Raw genomic sequence first — 15,678 nt, forward strand, 5'->3', positions numbered from 1 at the left:
TAACTGGCGTTGTCACTCTTCCGGAAGGCGTAGAAATGGTTATGCCTGGCGATAACATCCAAATGTCAATCGAACTGATCACTCCGATCGCGATTGAAGAAGGTTTGCGTTTCGCGATTCGTGAAGGCGGCCGTACCGTCGGCGCTGGCGTTGTAACCGCGATCTCTCAGTAACCAACAGTAAGTGTGTCCTGTCTGGTTGGCAGTGGTCAGCCAGACAGGGCCATTCCCCCAATGCGATGATGCGGAAGGTTGCCCGCGTCGCGGGGAGATTTCCGCAGAGAATGTCCGTTCTAGAAACTGGACGATAAGGAGGAACCTGATATGGCCAAACAGCAAAAAATTCGTATACGCCTAAAGGCGTATGACCATAAAGCACTGGACCAAAGCGCGGTGAAAATCGTTGAAACCGCTAAGCGGACCGGCGCAATGGTGTCCGGACCTATTCCGCTTCCGACGGAAAGAAATGTCTTTACTATTCTGCGTTCCCCGCACGTGAATAAGGATTCACGGGAACAATTTGAAATGCGGACTCATAAACGTCTCATTGACATCATCGAGCCGACTCCTAAAACTGTCGACGCCCTAATGCGCCTCGACCTGCCGGCCGGTGTTGACATTGAGATCAAGCTGTAGAGGAGGTGGAAATAATGGCGAAAGGAATTCTGGGCAAGAAACTGGGTATGACACAACTCTTCTCTCCGGAAGGAAAATTAATTCCTGTGACCGTTGTTGAAGCCAACCCCAGCGTTGTGCTGCAGACTAAAACAGTCGAAACCGATGGCTATAATGCCGTTCAACTCGGTTACGGTGTTGTTAAGGATAAAAAAGTTACCAAGCCGATGAAAGGCCACTTCGCAAAAGCAGGTATAAAGCCTGTGAAGTTCATTCGCGAATTCCGCCTAGCAACTACGCCAGAATATAGCGTAGGTCAAACCATCGGTTGCGACGTGTTTGAACAAGGCCAATTAATTGATGTGATTGGTGTCGCTAAAGGCAAAGGATTTGCCGGCGCAATTAAACGACACAATTTCGCACGTGGACCGATGGCCCACGGCTCTAAATCGCACCGCGAACCTGGTTCGATGGGACCTCGGATGAGCGGCGGCGGCGGTAAAGTGTTCAAGGGCAAAAAACTTCCTGGTCGCATGGGTAACCAAAAAGTAACTGTACAACGTTTGACAGTAGTTAAAGTAGATACAGAACGTAATCTGATTTTAATTAAAGGCGCGGTCCCTGGACCTAAAGGCAGTCATCTTGTTATCAGAGATACGGTTAAGCCTCGGAAATAGCCTACGGGTAGGAAAGGAGGATGCACTATATGGCGAAAGTAGCAGTGTATAATATCGCCGGTCAGCAGACTGGTGAAATAGAATTAAATGATACAGTTTTTGGCATTGAAGTCAACGAAGCCGTTGTTCACCAAGCACTTGTCATGCAATTGGCAAGTCAGCGTCAAGGCAATGCGGCCACTAAAACGCGTGCCATGGTCCGTGGCGGCGGCAGAAAGCCTTGGAAACAAAAAGGCACAGGCAGAGCCCGTGCCGGCACCATCCGGTCGCCCCTGTGGGTAGGCGGCGGTACCGTTTTTGGACCGCACCCTCGCAGCTATTCTTTCAGAATGCCGCGTAAAGCGCGCCGGCTGGCGATTAAGTCCGCTTTGTCGGCAAAAGTTCAAAGCGGAGAATTGGTTGTTCTCGAAGGTATTCAATACGATCAACCGAAAACCAAGCAGGTTGTTGAGCTTCTGAAAACCTTTGGCCTGGAAGAACGCAAAGCGTTGCTTATTACCAGGGAAGCTGACGAAAATGTTGAGAAGTCATCCCGTAATATCCCGGGTGTTAAAGCCCTAGCGGCTAGCGGATTGAATGTCTTCGACCTCCTGCATCACGACAAACTGCTGATCACCCGGGACGCGGTTGCCCGGATCGAGGAGGTGCTTGCGTAATGACGAACCCGCGTGACGTTCTGATTCGCCCGCTGATTACCGAAAAAACTACCGCTATGATGCAAGAGAACAAGTATACTTTTATCGTGCCGCTTAAGGCAACTAAAGTAGAAGTTCGGCAGGCGGTCGAGCAAATATTCAAAGTAAAAGTCCTTGAGGTCAGCACCATTCGCGTGATGGGTAAAGTCAAGCGCATGGGACGGACAGCAGGAAAGCGCCCGGACTATAAGAAAGCTATCGTGAAACTGGCTGAAGGCCAGCGGATCGAGTTTTTTGAAGGCGTATAGTTCATTTTAGTGGAAAAGGAGGGGTACCATAATGCCAGTAAAAGGATTTAAACCTTACGCTCCCGGCAGACGGTTCATGACTGTCTCAGATTTTGCCGACATCACGACCGACAGGCCAGAGCGTTCTCTTACCGAACGGCTGAGTAAACATGCCGGACGTAACAATCAAGGACGTCTTACCGTCAGACATCAAGGCGGCGGCCACCGTAGATTGTATCGAGTTATTGACTTCAAACGGAACAAGGACAATGTTCAAGCAAAGGTTGCTTCTATTGAATATGATCCTAACCGTTCCGCTCGCATTGCTCTGCTGCACTATACAGACGGCGAGAAACGTTATATTTTGGCGCCCAACGGACTAAAAGTTGGCGATGTGATCATGAGCGGCGAAGCTGCGGATATCAAGGTTGGCAACGCGTTGCCGATGAAGTTTATCCCAGTTGGCACCATGTTGCATAACATCGAGATGAAAATCGGCAAAGGCGGCCAAATGGTTCGCTCAGCCGGGGCATCTGCTCAGTTGATGGCTAAAGAAGGCGATCATGCACTTCTCAGACTGCCTTCCGGTGAACTCCGCAAAGTGCACGTTCTTTGCAGAGCCACGATTGGTCAAGTTGGCAATCTCGAACATGAGAATATCACCATCGGTAAAGCCGGTCGCTCTCGTTGGCTCGGCATTCGCCCGGCTAACCGCGGCGTAGCAATGAACCCGGTTGATCATCCGCATGGCGGCGGCGAAGGCCGTTCACCTGTCGGACGCAAACATCCGGTTACGCCTTGGGGCAAACATGCAATGGGTGCTAAGACCCGTAGGAGAACTACGTCTGACAAGCTGATTGTCAAACGCCGTAAATAAGCGAGTGAGAAGGGAGGCCTATTAGGTGTCCAGATCGATTAAAAAAGGACCATACGTTCATGAAAGTCTCTTGAAAAAAATTGACGCAATGAACGAAAAAAATGATAAGAAGGTTATTAAGACCTGGTCGAGAAGTTCCACTATTCTGCCGGGCTTTGTCGGACACACTATTGCCGTACACGATGGCCGCAAGCATGTGCCTGTCTATGTCACTGAAGATATGGTTGGTCACAAGCTGGGCGAATTTGCTCCGACACGCACCTATAGAGGACACGGCCATACAGAACGGTCATCGTCTCTCAGGTAGTCAACGGCATAACGGAATTTTCGAAGAGAGGGGGGCTACCCATGGAAGCGAAAGAAGCTAAATCGATAGCCAAGCATATTCGCATCGCGCCTCGTAAAGTCCGTATTGTTATGGATCTGATTCGCGGCAAGAATGTGGGCGAGGCGTTTGCTATTCTGAAATTTACTCCGAAAGTTGGTTCGGACGTCATTGAAAAAGTATTAAAATCTGCCGTAGCCAACGCAGAGCATAATTATGATATGAACGCAGATAAACTTTACGTCTCTGCGGCGTATGTCGATCAGGGACCGACGTTGAAACGCATTCACCCGCGTTCCCGCGGACAGGCGTTCAAGATCCTGAAACGCAGCAGTCATGTGACGGTAGTCGTCAAAGAACGATAATTAGCGAAGGAGGGAAACTACGTGGGTCAAAAAGTCAACCCGCATGGGCTTAGGATCGGCATAATCAAGACCTGGGACGCTAAGTGGTATGCTGATAAAGAATATGCCTCAAACTTGCATGAAGACATTAAAATGCGCAAGCTGATTAAGAAGAAACTTTATGCAGCAGGTGTGTCCCGTATTGAAATCGAGCGTTCGCTCAACCGCGTTAAAGTTACTATTCATACCGCCAAGCCGGGCATGGTTATTGGTCGCGGTGGTTCTGGAATTGAAGACTTGAAGCAAACCTTGAAAAAACTGACCGGAAAAACAATTGACGTCAATGTGGCGGAGATCAAACAAGCGGAACTTGATTCCACTCTGGTCGCTGAAAATATCGCTGCACAATTGGAAAAACGCATTGCTTTCCGTCGCGCGATGAAACAGTCTGTCATGCGTACTATGCGCATGGGAGCAAAAGGGATCAAAGTTATGGTAGGCGGTCGTTTGGGCGGCGCTGAAATTGCCCGTACAGAATCGTATCGTGAGGGCAGCATCCCGCTGCATACACTGCGCGCCGACATTGATTACGGTACGGCAGAAGCGCACACCACTTTTGGTGTAATCGGCGTTAAGGTCTGGATCTATAAAGGTGAGATTCTGCCCCAAGCCAAAAAGCCTGTTGCCGCCGCCGTTTCCGAAGGGAGCGAAGGCTAATGCTGATACCAAAGAGAGTAAAGCATCGTAAGCAATTCCGTGGTCGTATGACTGGCAAAGCGCAAAGAGGCAATACAGTTACTCATGGCGACTTCGGCTTAGTTGCTATGGAACCGGCATGGATAACTAATCGCCAGATCGAAGCCGCTCGTATTGCGATGACACGTTTTATTAAGCGTGGCGGTAAAGTTTGGATTAAGATTTTCCCAGATAAACCGATTACGGCAAAACCGGCCGAGACTCGCATGGGTAGCGGTAAAGGATCGCCTGAGTACTGGGTTGCAGTAGTAAAACCAGGACGCGTTATGTTTGAAATGGACGGCGTGTCCGAAGAAGTTGCCAAAGAAGCAATGCGCCTTGCCGCTCACAAACTGCCGATCAAAACCAAGTTTGTGACCAAGAGCGAACAAGCTGACGAGAAAGTGGGTGTGGCCGATGAAAGCTAAAGACATCCGCGAAATGAGCGCTGGTGAGCTCGACCAAAAAGTTGCCGCTCTCAAGGATGAATTGTTCAATCTGCGCTTCCAACTGGCTACCGGGCAACTGGAAAACCCTAAGCGGATTCCGGAAGTTAAGAAAACCATCGCCCGAATCAAAACCATTCAGCGCGAACGCGAAATAAAAGCAAAGCACGCCTGATTGGCGGCCAAAGATAAGTGGAAGGAGGCTCATCGAAGGTGACCGAAAGAAATGAACGTAAGGTCCGTACTGGAAAAGTCGTTAGCGATAAAATGGATAAGACGGTAGTTGTCGCCGTTGAACGTCTTGTGCAGCATACTCTTTACAGTAAACCTGTAAAGAAAACTACCAAGTTCAAGGCGCACGATGAAAACAACGAAAGCCATACTGGTGATACTGTTACTATTATGGAAACCCGTCCCCTATCTAAAGACAAGCGCTGGAGAGTCGTGGAGATCGTCGACAGAGCGAAATAAGACGAGACTCAAGCGTATCATAGCGAAAAGGAGGGAAAACGATGATTCAACAGCAAACGATTTTGGCTGTCGCAGACAACACTGGCGCTAAGCAAATCATGTGCATCAGAGTCATGGGCGGATCTTATCGCCGCTATGCGAACATCGGCGATATCATCGTCGCTTCTGTAAAAGATGCATCACCCGGTGGCGTTGTCAAGAAAGGCGACGTCGTAAAAGCGGTAGTGGTTCGTTCGCACAAAGGCTTGCGCCGCCAAGACGGTTCCTACATCCGTTTTGACGAAAATGCAGCAGTTATTATAAAAGAAGACAAGAGCCCGAAAGGAACCCGTATTTTCGGACCAGTAGCGAGAGAACTTCGCGAGAAAGATTTCATGAAAATTATCTCGCTCGCGCCTGAGGTGCTCTGAGGAAGCGGGCCGCGCGGATCGCGGCCGTTAACGCGATAAAGGGAGGTGTCTAGTATGTCCGAAGCCGTAAAGATGCACGTTAAAAAAGGCGACACAGTCCTGGTGCTGTCCGGTAAAGATAAAGGCAAAAAAGGCAAGATCATTGAAGCATTGCCGAAAAAAAGCAAGATCGTGGTTGAAGGCGTGAACAAAGTGAAACGCCATACCAAGCCGTCGCAGAAGATGCCGCAGGGCGGTATTATTGTTAAAGAAGCAGCTATGCATTCAGCAAAAGTAATGCTGGTTTGCCCCGCTTGCGATAAGCCTACCCGCATCAAGAAAACCACTCTAGCGAATGGTAACATGGCTCGCAGTTGCAAACACTGCAGCGAAATTATAGACAAAGATAAGTAAGCGCGCGGAAAGGAGGTAAGTCGCTATGGTCAGGTTAAAAGAAAAATTTATGACCGATGTAGCCCCTGCTATGATGCAGAAGTTTGGCTATAAAAACGTGATGCAAATCCCTAAAATCGAGAAGGTCGTCATCAACATGGGTGTTGGTGAGGCAGTCGGCAATCCGAAGGTGCTTGACGCTGCTGTTGGTGATCTAACCACTATCGCTGGACAAAAGCCGGTTGTGACACGGGCGAAAAAGTCTATCGCCGCATTTAAGATTCGTCAAGGCATGCCGATAGGAACCAAAGTTACTCTGCGCGGCGAGCGGATGTTTCATTTCCTTGATAAACTGCTTAACATCTCACTACCCCGCGTGCGTGACTTCCGCGGCGTTAGCCCGCGTGCCTTTGATGGTCGTGGTAACTATACCCTCGGAGTTAAAGAGCAGCTTATCTTCCCGGAAATCGAATATGACAAAGTAGATAAGGTTCGTGGTATGGATATCGTTATTGTTACCACCGCGAAAACTGACGAAGAAGCACGGGAACTGCTGAAGCTGATGGGAATGCCATTTAGCGCATAAAAGGAGGGAATTTCGTGGCCAAGAAGGCTTTAATTGAAAAATGGAGCCGCGCGCCAAAATTCAGTGTGCGCAAATATAATCGCTGCAAGATTTGCGGCCGTCCACACGGTTATTTACGCAAATTTGAAATGTGCCGGATTTGTTTCCGGGAACTGAGCTATAAAGGCGCTATTCCGGGCGTCACCAAAGCAAGTTGGTAATGACACGGAAAGTGGTACGCGAAAACAGGAAGGAGGTTTACAATCCATGGTAATGACCGATCCGATTGCAGATATGTTGACTCGAATCCGCAACGCTAATTCGGTTTATCACGATAAAGTAGAGTTCCCTGCTTCTAAAATGAAACAGGCAGTTACTCAGATCCTCAAGGAAGAGGGCTTTATCAAGGATTACGAAGTAATCAGCGATGCTAAGCAGGGGACCGTCCGGGTCAGCCTGAAATATGGTCCGAATCGTGAAAAAGTAATCACAGGCATAAAGCGGATCTCAAAACCCGGCCTCAGGGTATACGCTAAAAACGACCAACTGCCTAGAGTGTTGGGCGGTTTGGGAATCGCCGTTATCTCAACATCCCACGGGATTATGAGTGACAAGCAGGCCCGCAAGCAAGGTTTGGGCGGCGAAGTTATCGCATACGTCTGGTAAGAATCAGGCAATAGGAGGTGCGCACATGTCGAGAATAGGAAGGATGCCAATTACCGTGCCGCAAGGCGTAACAATTACAATTGACGGTAATTTGGTATCAGTCAAAGGCCCTAAAGGCGAGCTCAGCCGAGTCATCCATCCTGATATGATTTTGGAACTGGATGGAGGCGTGTTGAACGTTAAGCGGCCAACTGAAGAAAAAAATCACAGAGCGCTGCACGGCCTAAGCCGTACGCTCATTAATAACATGGTTGTCGGCGTGACTCAAGGGTTTACCAAGACTCTGGAAATTGCCGGCGTTGGCTACAGAGCTGCCAAATCGGGAACAAAACTCAACCTGACTTTGGGCTTCTCGCATCCGGTTGAAGTTGAACCTCCCAAAGGGCTCACAATTGATGTCCCTGCTCCTAATAAAATCATCGTTTCCGGTATTGATAAAGAAGCAGTCGGCGCGCTGGCCGCTAAAATTCGTGGTTATCGTGAACCTGAGCCGTATAAAGGCAAAGGCGTTAAGTACGAAGGTGAAGTTGTTCGTCGCAAAGTCGGTAAGGCTGGCGGCAAGGGCAAGAAGTAGCCGCGTGGGATTAGCATCATGATTTCAACGGAAAGGAGTGGATACTTTGATTCGTAAAGCAAATAAGAATGAATTGCGTAAACAGCGTCATCTGCGGGTTCGCAAAACTTTACACGGCACGACAGAACGTCCTCGTTTGAATGTTTTCCGCAGCTTGCACCACATTTACGCGCAAATCATTAATGATGAAACTGGCGTTACACTAGTAAGTGCCAGCACTGTGGAAAAAGAGGTGTCTGCATCGCTGGTAAACGGCGGCAACACCGAAGCAGCTAAAGCGGTTGGCACCGCAATTGCCAAGCGTGCTGCTGAAAAAGGTATTGAAAAAGTTGTGTTTGATCGCGGCGGATATATTTATCACGGTCGAGTGGCTGCTTTAGCTGCAGCTGCACGTGAAGCCGGACTGGACTTTTAGGAAAAGGAGGGAAACCAATGGCCAGAATCGACCATACTAAGTTGGATTTAAAAGAAAAAGTTGTCTATATAAACAGGGTCGCCAAGGTTGTTAAAGGCGGTCGGCGCTTTTCCTTCAGCGCACTAGTCGTTGTCGGCGACGGTAACGGTTATGTCGGCGCCGGACTAGGCAAGGCTGGAGAAGTTCCTGAAGCGATTCGTAAAGGCGTCGAAGATGCCAAAAAGAATCTCATCCACGTTCCCATTGTTGAAACGACGATCCCGCATCAAATCATTGGTGAATTCGGCTCAGGCCGTGTTCTGCTAAAGCCCGCTTCTGAAGGTACAGGCGTCATTGCCGGTGGCCCAGCCCGTGCAGTGCTGGAACTCGCTGGAATCCATGACATTCTGACCAAGTCTCTGGGCTCATCCAATGCTAACAACGCGGTTCGCGCGACTATTAAGGGACTTGAGCAACTCAAACGCGCCGAACAGGTAGCCGAACTTCGCGGCAAAACCGTTCAGGAACTGTTGGGTTAAGGAGGAAAGGTCATGGCAAAGCTCAAAATTACACTTACCAGGAGCTTGATCGGCCGTCCGGAAGACCAGCGGGCTACCGTTAAGGCGCTAGGCCTAGGTAAAACAAATAGCTCCGTTGTTCAGGAAGACACTCCTGCAATCAAGGGCATGGTCCGCAAAGTGGAACATCTGGTCACAGTGGAAGTCCAAGATTAGTCCAAGGAGGTGCTACTGATGAAAATACACGAATTATCGCCTGCTGTCGGTTCAAAGCAAACGCGCACCCGCGTGGGCCGTGGACTTGGCTCTGGCCTCGGCAAAACTGCCGGTAAAGGTCACAAAGGTCAGAATGCTCGTTCAGGCGGCGGCACGCGTCCCGGTTTTGAGGGCGGTCAAAAGCCGTTGTACCTCAGGTTACCGAAACGCGGCTTCTATAACAAATTCGCTAAACAACTATCTGAAGTTAACGTTTTCATGCTGAACCGTTTTGATAATGGTGCAGTAGTTGATCCGGTCGCCTTGGTTGAGGCTGGCATTCTAAAGAATGTCCTTGACGGCGTACGCGTTTTGGGCAATGGTGAACTTGAAAAAGCATTGACTGTCAGAGCCCACGGCTTTACCAAATCAGCTGCCCAGAAAATCGAGGCCGCTGGCGGCAAAGTCGAGGTGATCTAAGGATGCTGGCAGCTCTGTCCAATGTGCTGAAAATCACGGAACTCAGGCAAAAAGTAGTGTTTACTTTAGCGATGTTCATCGTTTTCAGGGCCGGAGCCCATATTCCTGTACCCGGTGTGAATGCTTCGGTCATTGAGCAACTATTTACGTCTGGCAATCTATTTGGTCTTCTTGATCTTTTTGCCGGTGGCGCATTAAGCAAGTTCTCAATTTTCGCGATGAGCATCACTCCATACATCAACTCTTCTATTATCATGCAGCTTCTCACCATCGTTGTGCCGAAGTTTGAACAATGGGCTAAAGAAGGGGAAGAAGGCCGTAAGAAAATCAGCCAGATTACCCGCTATGGCACAGTATTGTTAGGTTTTATTCAGGCTCTTGGCATGGCATATGGCCTGCGCGCTGCAGTGATTAATCCTGGTATAGGCTCAGTACTACTGATTGCTCTCACCTTGACTGCTGGTACTGTATTCTTGATGTGGCTGGGCGAGCAGATTACCGAAAAAGGCATCGGTAATGGCATTTCATTGATTATTTTCGCAGGCATCGTATCACGTCTGCCGGATGGTTTATATGTAATGTACCAATACCTTGCCGCGGGAACGATTAGCATTTTCAACGTTCTGTTGTTCCTTATCATTGCAGTGGCTATGATTGTTTTCGTTATCGCCATTCAGCAAGGACAACGTAAAATTCAAGTTCAATACGCTAAGCGTGTTGTTGGTCGCAAAACCTATGGTGGCCATTCTACCCATATTCCACTTAAAATTAACCAAGCAGGTGTAATTCCAATTATCTTTGCGTCATCCGTGCTCATGTTTCCGGTAACCATAGCTCAGTTTATTGATGTGGCCTGGGTTAAAACAGTGGCAGGATGGTTTGCGTGGGGAACTCCTCTACAAACGCTGTTGTATGCGTTAATGATCGTATTCTTCACGTACTTCTATACTGCGGTTACCTTAAATATCCCGGATATGGCAGAGAATATGAAAAAATACGGTGGCTTCATCCCGGGACTGCGTCCTGGCAAGCCAACCGCTGACTATTTAGAGCGGGTTATGAGCCGCATAACCCTAGCCGGCGCTATTTTCCTCGCTCTAATTGCCATATTGCCGAACTTCGTGGCAGGTGCCACGAACATTCAGGGCGTCTATTTCGGCGGCACCGCGCTCCTAATTGTCGTGGGCGTGGCGCTCGACACCATGAAACAGATTGAATCACTCATCCTGATGCGGCACTATCAAGGTTTCATGAAATAGGAGGTGCGGCGGGATGTATATCCTGTTGATGGGGCCGCCGGGAGCGGGCAAAGGCACGCAAGCGGCCAGGCTGGTAGAGCGCTATAATATTCCGCACATTTCTACCGGCGATATGTTCAGAGCAGCAGTTAAAGAGCAAACAGAACTGGGAAAGCAAGCAAAGGCATACATGGATGCTGGCCAACTCGTGCCAGATAGTGTAACGATCGGTATCGTTAAAGAACGATTGTCAAAGCCTGATGCGAAAAAAGGATTTATCCTTGATGGTTTTCCCCGTACGCTTGAACAGGCGCGTGCTCTTGACGCAACACTTGAAGAACTAGGAATTTCGTTAGATGGTGTACTAAATGTTAGCGTTCCTGCGGGAGAGCTCATCAACCGCGTAACCGGGCGCCGTATGTGTAAACAGTGTGGCGCCACCTATCATGTGGTTAATTTCCCTTCCTCAGACCCGACGCGTTGCGATAAATGCGCTGGTGAGCTGTATCAAAGGGATGATGACCGGGAAGAAACGGTTGCAAGACGTCTGGCAGTACATCAGTCCCAAACAAAACCCTTAATCGAGTATTATAACCAACACGGAATCTATACCGAGATCAATGGTCTGCAATCCATGGATACGGTATTTAAGGACATCATCTCTGTACTGAGGAGCGTCTCAGCATGATCATCTTGAAGTCTGAACGAGAGATAAAGTATATGCGGGATGCGGGGCGCATTGTGGCCGAAACGCTTCAAGAAGTGAAGAAAGCGGTGCGGCCTGAGATCACTACTCTCCAACTTGATCAGATCGCAGAGGACTATATCAAGAACTGCGGTGCCATACCGACGTTTAAGGGATATCACGGATTTCCAGGGAACATTTGCGCTTCAGTAAATGAACAGGTCGTCCATGGCATTCCAAGTGTAAAAAAGTTAAAAAATGGTGATACTGTTAGCATTGATATAGGAGCGGTAATTAATGGATATCATGGTGATGCCGCACTTACCCTGCCAGTCGGCGAAATTGACATCGAGGTGAGAAATCTGCTCAATGTCACTCAAGAGTCGCTGGATAAGGGGATTGAAAAAGCAATAGCGGGAAATCGTCTCAGTGATATCTCCCATGCCGTGCAGACTCATGCTGAGAAACACGGCTACGGCGTGGTACGCGACTATGTGGGCCACGGAATAGGCAGGAACATGCACGAAGATCCGCAAATACCCAACTACGGCATTCCTGGTCACGGACCGCGATTAAAGCCTGGCATGACACTAGCGATTGAGCCCATGATTAACATGGGAACACACGCAGTGAACGTACTGAATGATGGGTGGACGGTAGTGACAGCGGACGGAAAACCATCCGCTCATTTCGAGCATACTATCGCCATAACCCCTGACGGACCGGAAATCCTAACCCGCCTGTAACTCAGGCGGGTTGGGAACCGGGCACGATGTCAGCAAACCGGATTCGTGAAGTGGATGAGGAGGAGATAGCGTGTCCAAACAAGACGTCATCGAAGTAGAGGGTACGGTAATCGAAGCGCTGCCGAATGCCATGTTCCAGGTAAAACTCGAGAATGGGCATGTAGTGTTGGCTCATATTTCTGGCAAAATGCGGATGCATTTCATTCGAATTTTGCCTGGAGATAAAGTCACTGTCGAGATCACGCCTTATGACCTGAAGCGCGGCAGAATTACCTACCGGTTCAAATAGCCCAAGGTTCGGAGTAAGTAAGGGAGGTTGCTTCTATGAAGGTCAGACCATCGGTGAAGCCGATTTGTGAGAAATGCAAAATTATTAAGCGCCATGGACATGTCATGGTGATTTGTGAAAACCCGAAGCATAAACAAAAACAAGGATAGGGGGTGCATTGAATGGCACGTATTGCTGGTGTAGACTTACCGCGTGATAAACGCATAGAAATCGCACTGACATACATTTATGGCATCGGTTTGACACTAGCCCGTCAGATCGTGGCAACGACAGGGATTAATCCTGATACACGTGTTCGCGACCTAACTGAAGAAGAAGTCGCTAAAATCCGTGAGTCGCTTGACAAGAACTATAAGGTTGAAGGCGATCTGCGTCGTGAAGAATCTCTTAATATCAAACGGCTGATTGAAATCGGCTCTTACCGCGGAAAACGTCATCGCGCCGGACTGCCGCTACGCGGACAGCGCACGAAGACTAATGCTCGCACGCGTAAGGGTCCGAAGAAAACTGTCGGCGTGAAACGGAAAGCAACTAAATAATAAGTAGCGTAAGGAGGGGATATTGATTGGCTACAAAAAAAGTAGTGGTTCGTACAAAACGCAAAGAGCGTAAAAATATCGAGTTTGGCGTTGCGCACATTCGCTCAACCTTTAATAACACGATTGTTACGATTACTGATACCAGAGGCAACGCATTGTCCTGGGCCAGCGCTGGTGAAATGGGATTTAGAGGCTCACGTAAAAGCACTCCGTTTGCCGCTCAAATGGCTGCTGAACAAGCTGCAAAAGCAGCGATGGAACACGGTCTGAAGCAAATTGAAGTCTATGTTAAAGGTCCCGGATCGGGACGTGAAGCGGCTATTCGGTCCTTACAAGCCGCTGGTCTAGAAGTTAATCTCATTAAGGACGTTACGCCGATTCCCCATAATGGCTGCCGTCCGCCCAAGCGTAGAAGAGTATAAACCGGGAGGTGTTATAAGAATGGCAAGATACGTTGGACCTGTTTGCAGACAATGCCGCCGCGAAGGTATGAAACTATACCTCAAGGGCGATAAGTGCTATAGTGATAAGTGCCCTGTTACCCGGCGCGCTTATGCCCCCGGCCAGCACGGCCAGGGCCAGGGACGCAAAAAAGTTTCTGAGTATGGCATTCAGTTGCGGGAGAAACAAAAAACTCGCCGCACCTATGGCGTTCTAGAGCGCCAATTCCACAACTACTTTGTAAAGGCTGACCGTCAAAAAGGCATCACCGGTGTAAACCTGTTAGTTCTGCTGGAACGCAGAATTGATAACATTGTTTATCGCCTTGGCTTCGCAGCTAGTCGCCCCCAAGCTCGTCAGCTCGTCCGCCATGGACATTTCACTGTTAATGGACGTCGCCTAAATATCCCGTCTGCACTGTTGAAACCTGGTGATGTGATTCAAGTTGCCGAAGGCAGCAAGTCATCACCAATCATAAAAGAGTTGGCAGAAGGACTGGCACACAAAACTGCGCCCGCGTGGCTTGAACTGTCTGCTGCAGACATGACTGGCAAAGTGGCTAGGTACCCGTCCCGCGAAGAAATTGACTTACCGGTTCAGGAGCATCTGATTGTTGAGTTGTATTCAAGGTAGTCACCTGAACACTTTTCAATCGCGAGCTGAGGCGGCGCTCACTGCAGGCAGTTGCAGCACGGCGCCGGCTTTTGCAAAGCTCTACACAGTTTTGTCCCTTAGGGGCGCACTAGCGCACGAGGAGGAGGGCATTTCCGGATGATGGAAATCGAAAAACCGAAAATCGAAATTGTGGAACAAAGTGAAGATAACAAACATGCAACGTTTGTTTGTGAACCGCTGAAGCGTGGTTATGGTATTACTCTTGGCAACAGCTTGCGGAGAATTCTCCTGTCATCTTTGCCTGGGGCTGCTGTCACCTCTGTGAAAATCGACGGCGTGCTTCATGAGTTTTCCACGATACCCGGCGTGCGGGAAGACGTAACCGACATTATCCTCAACTTGAAAGAGCTATATCTGAAATTGCATGGCGATCAGCCGCGTGTTATTCGGGTTGAAGCGCAAGGTGAAGGAGAAATTAAGGCGAGCGATATTATTACCGACGCAGATGTGGAAATTCTCAATCCTGACAAACATATCGCTACACTTAACGCGGACGCCAATTTCAAAATGGAAATGACTGTTCAGCCTGGTTATGGCTATGTTCCTGCTGATAAGAATAAGCGGCCTGATCAGGTGATTGGCGAAATTCCGATTGACTCAATCTTCTCTCCCATCCAGCGGGTAAATTATAGTGTAACAGATACGCGTGTCGGTAATGTCACTAACTTTGACAAACTTACGCTGGAAGTCTGGTCAAATGGCGGTATAAAGCCGTCCGAAGCCGTTAGCAAAGCGGCGCGAATCCTGATTTCCGAACTGAAGCTGTTCCAAAATTTCGCCGGGACCCCTCTCGAGGATGACGCCTCCGACGGAGTCGTCGCAGAACCTGTGGAGGACAGCGGCTCCAAAACAATGGAAATGAACATTGAAGACCTGGAACTGTCGGTACGGTCTTATAACTGCTTGAAGCGGGCTGGGATCAATACCGTTGCTGAGTTGGTTCAGAAATCAGAAGAAGATATGATGAAGGTTCGTAATTTGGGGCGTAAGTCTCTAGATGAAGTCAAGAAAAAGTTGGCTGAACTCGGACTTTCACTCGCCGAAAACGAGGAATAAAGGGAGGGAAATTTGTGGCCTACCGTAAATTTGGACGTGACTCCAGCGCCCGTAAGGCGCTGTTTCGCAGCATTTTGACCTCCTTCTTCGCCCATGAGCGTATTGAGACAACTGAAGCCAAGGCTAAAGAAATGAGCGGCCTAGCCGATCAGATGATTACCCTGGCTAAACGAGGCGATCTGCATGCTCGCCGTCAAGTGTTGTCCTTTCTCATGGATGAAGAAGTGACGAAAAAACTATTTGATTCGATTGCACCAAAATATAAAGAGCGTCAGGGTGGCTACACCCGTGTGCTGAAACTCGGACCCCGTCGGGGCGATGCCGCTCCGATGGCTATCTTGGAATTGGTGTAAAACACTCACCAAGCAACGTCTGATGCTTGGTCAATAATTCCGTAATACAACGGGCATGAAAGGGCGGCCGA

General features: G+C 49.0%; 32 protein-coding genes. All 32 read left to right on the plus strand.

Going from position 1 to position 15,678, the window contains the following annotated elements:
- The coding region (locus tag AXX12_RS18665; protein WP_461781724.1) for an EF-Tu C-terminal domain-related protein at positions 1 to 173 on the plus strand (173 nt) is incomplete at its 5' end.
- Between the two features lie 150 nt (positions 174 to 323).
- Positions 324 to 635, plus strand: a complete 312-nt coding sequence (rpsJ, locus tag AXX12_RS02845) for a 30S ribosomal protein S10 (protein WP_066237900.1) — start codon at positions 324 to 326, stop codon at positions 633 to 635.
- 14 nt (positions 636 to 649) lie between these two features.
- Positions 650 to 1,291, plus strand: a complete 642-nt coding sequence (rplC, locus tag AXX12_RS02850) for a 50S ribosomal protein L3 (protein WP_066237903.1) — start codon at positions 650 to 652, stop codon at positions 1,289 to 1,291.
- A 29-nt stretch (positions 1,292 to 1,320) separates the two neighbouring features.
- Complete coding sequence (gene rplD / locus AXX12_RS02855; protein WP_066237906.1) at positions 1,321 to 1,947, plus strand: 50S ribosomal protein L4; 627 nt, start codon at positions 1,321 to 1,323, stop codon at positions 1,945 to 1,947.
- Positions 1,947 to 2,234: a 50S ribosomal protein L23 gene (rplW, locus tag AXX12_RS02860; RefSeq protein ID WP_066237909.1), complete on the plus strand. Its 288-nt coding sequence runs from the start codon at positions 1,947 to 1,949 to the stop codon at positions 2,232 to 2,234. The genes rplD and rplW overlap by 1 nt, the downstream gene beginning before the upstream one ends.
- 31 nt (positions 2,235 to 2,265) lie before the next feature.
- Positions 2,266 to 3,090, plus strand: coding sequence for a 50S ribosomal protein L2 (gene rplB, locus AXX12_RS02865; protein WP_066237912.1), 825 nt, complete (start codon positions 2,266 to 2,268; stop codon positions 3,088 to 3,090).
- A gap of 25 nt (positions 3,091 to 3,115) precedes the next feature.
- Positions 3,116 to 3,397: a 30S ribosomal protein S19 gene (gene rpsS, locus AXX12_RS02870; RefSeq protein WP_066237915.1), complete on the plus strand. Its 282-nt coding sequence runs from the start codon at positions 3,116 to 3,118 to the stop codon at positions 3,395 to 3,397.
- A 41-nt stretch (positions 3,398 to 3,438) separates the two neighbouring features.
- Complete coding sequence (rplV, locus tag AXX12_RS02875) at positions 3,439 to 3,780, plus strand: 50S ribosomal protein L22 (RefSeq protein WP_066237917.1); 342 nt, start codon at positions 3,439 to 3,441, stop codon at positions 3,778 to 3,780.
- A 21-nt stretch (positions 3,781 to 3,801) separates the two neighbouring features.
- Positions 3,802 to 4,476, plus strand: a complete 675-nt coding sequence (gene rpsC, locus AXX12_RS02880) for a 30S ribosomal protein S3 (RefSeq protein ID WP_066237920.1) — start codon at positions 3,802 to 3,804, stop codon at positions 4,474 to 4,476.
- The gene (gene rplP, locus AXX12_RS02885; RefSeq protein ID WP_066237922.1) at positions 4,476 to 4,922 is read left to right on the plus strand and encodes a 50S ribosomal protein L16; all 447 of its coding nucleotides are present in this window, start codon (positions 4,476 to 4,478) and stop codon (positions 4,920 to 4,922) included. Before rpsC ends, rplP begins: the two co-directional genes overlap by 1 nt.
- Complete coding sequence (rpmC, locus tag AXX12_RS02890) at positions 4,912 to 5,115, plus strand: 50S ribosomal protein L29 (protein ID WP_066237925.1); 204 nt, start codon at positions 4,912 to 4,914, stop codon at positions 5,113 to 5,115. The genes rplP and rpmC overlap by 11 nt, the downstream gene beginning before the upstream one ends.
- A 38-nt stretch (positions 5,116 to 5,153) precedes the next feature.
- Complete coding sequence (rpsQ, locus tag AXX12_RS02895) at positions 5,154 to 5,411, plus strand: 30S ribosomal protein S17 (RefSeq protein WP_066237927.1); 258 nt, start codon at positions 5,154 to 5,156, stop codon at positions 5,409 to 5,411.
- A 41-nt stretch (positions 5,412 to 5,452) separates the two neighbouring features.
- A complete protein-coding gene (gene rplN, locus AXX12_RS02900; protein WP_066237930.1) occupies positions 5,453 to 5,821 on the plus strand; it encodes a 50S ribosomal protein L14 in 369 nt (122 codons plus the stop codon).
- Between the two features lie 54 nt (positions 5,822 to 5,875).
- Positions 5,876 to 6,214: a 50S ribosomal protein L24 gene (gene rplX / locus AXX12_RS02905; RefSeq protein WP_066237933.1), complete on the plus strand. Its 339-nt coding sequence runs from the start codon at positions 5,876 to 5,878 to the stop codon at positions 6,212 to 6,214.
- Positions 6,215 to 6,239: 25 nt separating this feature from the next.
- Positions 6,240 to 6,779 (plus strand): 50S ribosomal protein L5, encoded by a 540-nt coding sequence (gene rplE / locus AXX12_RS02910; RefSeq protein ID WP_066237935.1) that lies wholly within the window; start codon positions 6,240 to 6,242, stop codon positions 6,777 to 6,779.
- Positions 6,780 to 6,793: 14 nt separating this feature from the next.
- Positions 6,794 to 6,979: a type Z 30S ribosomal protein S14 gene (locus AXX12_RS02915; protein WP_066237937.1), complete on the plus strand. Its 186-nt coding sequence runs from the start codon at positions 6,794 to 6,796 to the stop codon at positions 6,977 to 6,979.
- Positions 6,980 to 7,025: 46 nt separating this feature from the next.
- Positions 7,026 to 7,424 carry a 30S ribosomal protein S8 gene (rpsH, locus tag AXX12_RS02920; RefSeq protein ID WP_066237939.1) on the plus strand — a complete coding sequence of 133 codons (399 nt, stop codon included), beginning with the start codon at positions 7,026 to 7,028 and terminating at the stop codon, positions 7,422 to 7,424.
- A gap of 25 nt (positions 7,425 to 7,449) precedes the next feature.
- Positions 7,450 to 7,998: a 50S ribosomal protein L6 gene (rplF, locus tag AXX12_RS02925; protein ID WP_066237942.1), complete on the plus strand. Its 549-nt coding sequence runs from the start codon at positions 7,450 to 7,452 to the stop codon at positions 7,996 to 7,998.
- Between the two features lie 46 nt (positions 7,999 to 8,044).
- Positions 8,045 to 8,413: a 50S ribosomal protein L18 gene (rplR, locus tag AXX12_RS02930; RefSeq protein ID WP_066237946.1), complete on the plus strand. Its 369-nt coding sequence runs from the start codon at positions 8,045 to 8,047 to the stop codon at positions 8,411 to 8,413.
- A gap of 17 nt (positions 8,414 to 8,430) precedes the next feature.
- On the plus strand, positions 8,431 to 8,931 hold the full coding sequence (rpsE, locus tag AXX12_RS02935; protein ID WP_066237949.1) for a 30S ribosomal protein S5: 501 nt from the start codon (positions 8,431 to 8,433) through the stop codon (positions 8,929 to 8,931).
- Between the two features lie 12 nt (positions 8,932 to 8,943).
- Complete coding sequence (gene rpmD, locus AXX12_RS02940) at positions 8,944 to 9,126, plus strand: 50S ribosomal protein L30 (protein WP_066237952.1); 183 nt, start codon at positions 8,944 to 8,946, stop codon at positions 9,124 to 9,126.
- An 18-nt stretch (positions 9,127 to 9,144) separates the two neighbouring features.
- Positions 9,145 to 9,585, plus strand: a complete 441-nt coding sequence (rplO, locus tag AXX12_RS02945; RefSeq protein WP_066237954.1) for a 50S ribosomal protein L15 — start codon at positions 9,145 to 9,147, stop codon at positions 9,583 to 9,585.
- A 2-nt stretch (positions 9,586 to 9,587) separates the two neighbouring features.
- Positions 9,588 to 10,844 carry a preprotein translocase subunit SecY gene (gene secY / locus AXX12_RS02950; protein ID WP_066237957.1) on the plus strand — a complete coding sequence of 419 codons (1,257 nt, stop codon included), beginning with the start codon at positions 9,588 to 9,590 and terminating at the stop codon, positions 10,842 to 10,844.
- Between the two features lie 13 nt (positions 10,845 to 10,857).
- Positions 10,858 to 11,511, plus strand: coding sequence for an adenylate kinase (locus AXX12_RS02955; protein ID WP_066237960.1), 654 nt, complete (start codon positions 10,858 to 10,860; stop codon positions 11,509 to 11,511).
- Complete coding sequence (map, locus tag AXX12_RS02960) at positions 11,508 to 12,254, plus strand: type I methionyl aminopeptidase (RefSeq protein WP_066237964.1); 747 nt, start codon at positions 11,508 to 11,510, stop codon at positions 12,252 to 12,254. The genes AXX12_RS02955 and map overlap by 4 nt, the downstream gene beginning before the upstream one ends.
- A gap of 70 nt (positions 12,255 to 12,324) precedes the next feature.
- Positions 12,325 to 12,543 carry a translation initiation factor IF-1 gene (gene infA / locus AXX12_RS02965; protein ID WP_066237967.1) on the plus strand — a complete coding sequence of 73 codons (219 nt, stop codon included), beginning with the start codon at positions 12,325 to 12,327 and terminating at the stop codon, positions 12,541 to 12,543.
- Positions 12,544 to 12,578: 35 nt separating this feature from the next.
- Complete coding sequence (rpmJ, locus tag AXX12_RS02970) at positions 12,579 to 12,692, plus strand: 50S ribosomal protein L36 (protein WP_066237970.1); 114 nt, start codon at positions 12,579 to 12,581, stop codon at positions 12,690 to 12,692.
- Between the two features lie 12 nt (positions 12,693 to 12,704).
- Positions 12,705 to 13,082: a 30S ribosomal protein S13 gene (rpsM, locus tag AXX12_RS02975; protein ID WP_066237974.1), complete on the plus strand. Its 378-nt coding sequence runs from the start codon at positions 12,705 to 12,707 to the stop codon at positions 13,080 to 13,082.
- A 26-nt stretch (positions 13,083 to 13,108) separates the two neighbouring features.
- Positions 13,109 to 13,504, plus strand: a complete 396-nt coding sequence (gene rpsK / locus AXX12_RS02980) for a 30S ribosomal protein S11 (RefSeq protein WP_066237976.1) — start codon at positions 13,109 to 13,111, stop codon at positions 13,502 to 13,504.
- 19 nt (positions 13,505 to 13,523) lie between these two features.
- Positions 13,524 to 14,156, plus strand: a complete 633-nt coding sequence (gene rpsD, locus AXX12_RS02985) for a 30S ribosomal protein S4 (protein WP_066237978.1) — start codon at positions 13,524 to 13,526, stop codon at positions 14,154 to 14,156.
- Between the two features lie 138 nt (positions 14,157 to 14,294).
- Positions 14,295 to 15,254 carry a DNA-directed RNA polymerase subunit alpha gene (locus AXX12_RS02990; RefSeq protein ID WP_066237982.1) on the plus strand — a complete coding sequence of 320 codons (960 nt, stop codon included), beginning with the start codon at positions 14,295 to 14,297 and terminating at the stop codon, positions 15,252 to 15,254.
- A gap of 14 nt (positions 15,255 to 15,268) precedes the next feature.
- Positions 15,269 to 15,607, plus strand: a complete 339-nt coding sequence (gene rplQ, locus AXX12_RS02995) for a 50S ribosomal protein L17 (protein WP_066237985.1) — start codon at positions 15,269 to 15,271, stop codon at positions 15,605 to 15,607.
- The last annotated feature ends 71 nt before the right edge of the window (positions 15,608 to 15,678 follow it).

This window comes from Anaerosporomusa subterranea (assembly GCF_001611555.1).
GTDB classification, from domain to species: domain Bacteria; phylum Bacillota; class Negativicutes; order Sporomusales; family Acetonemataceae; genus Anaerosporomusa; species Anaerosporomusa subterranea.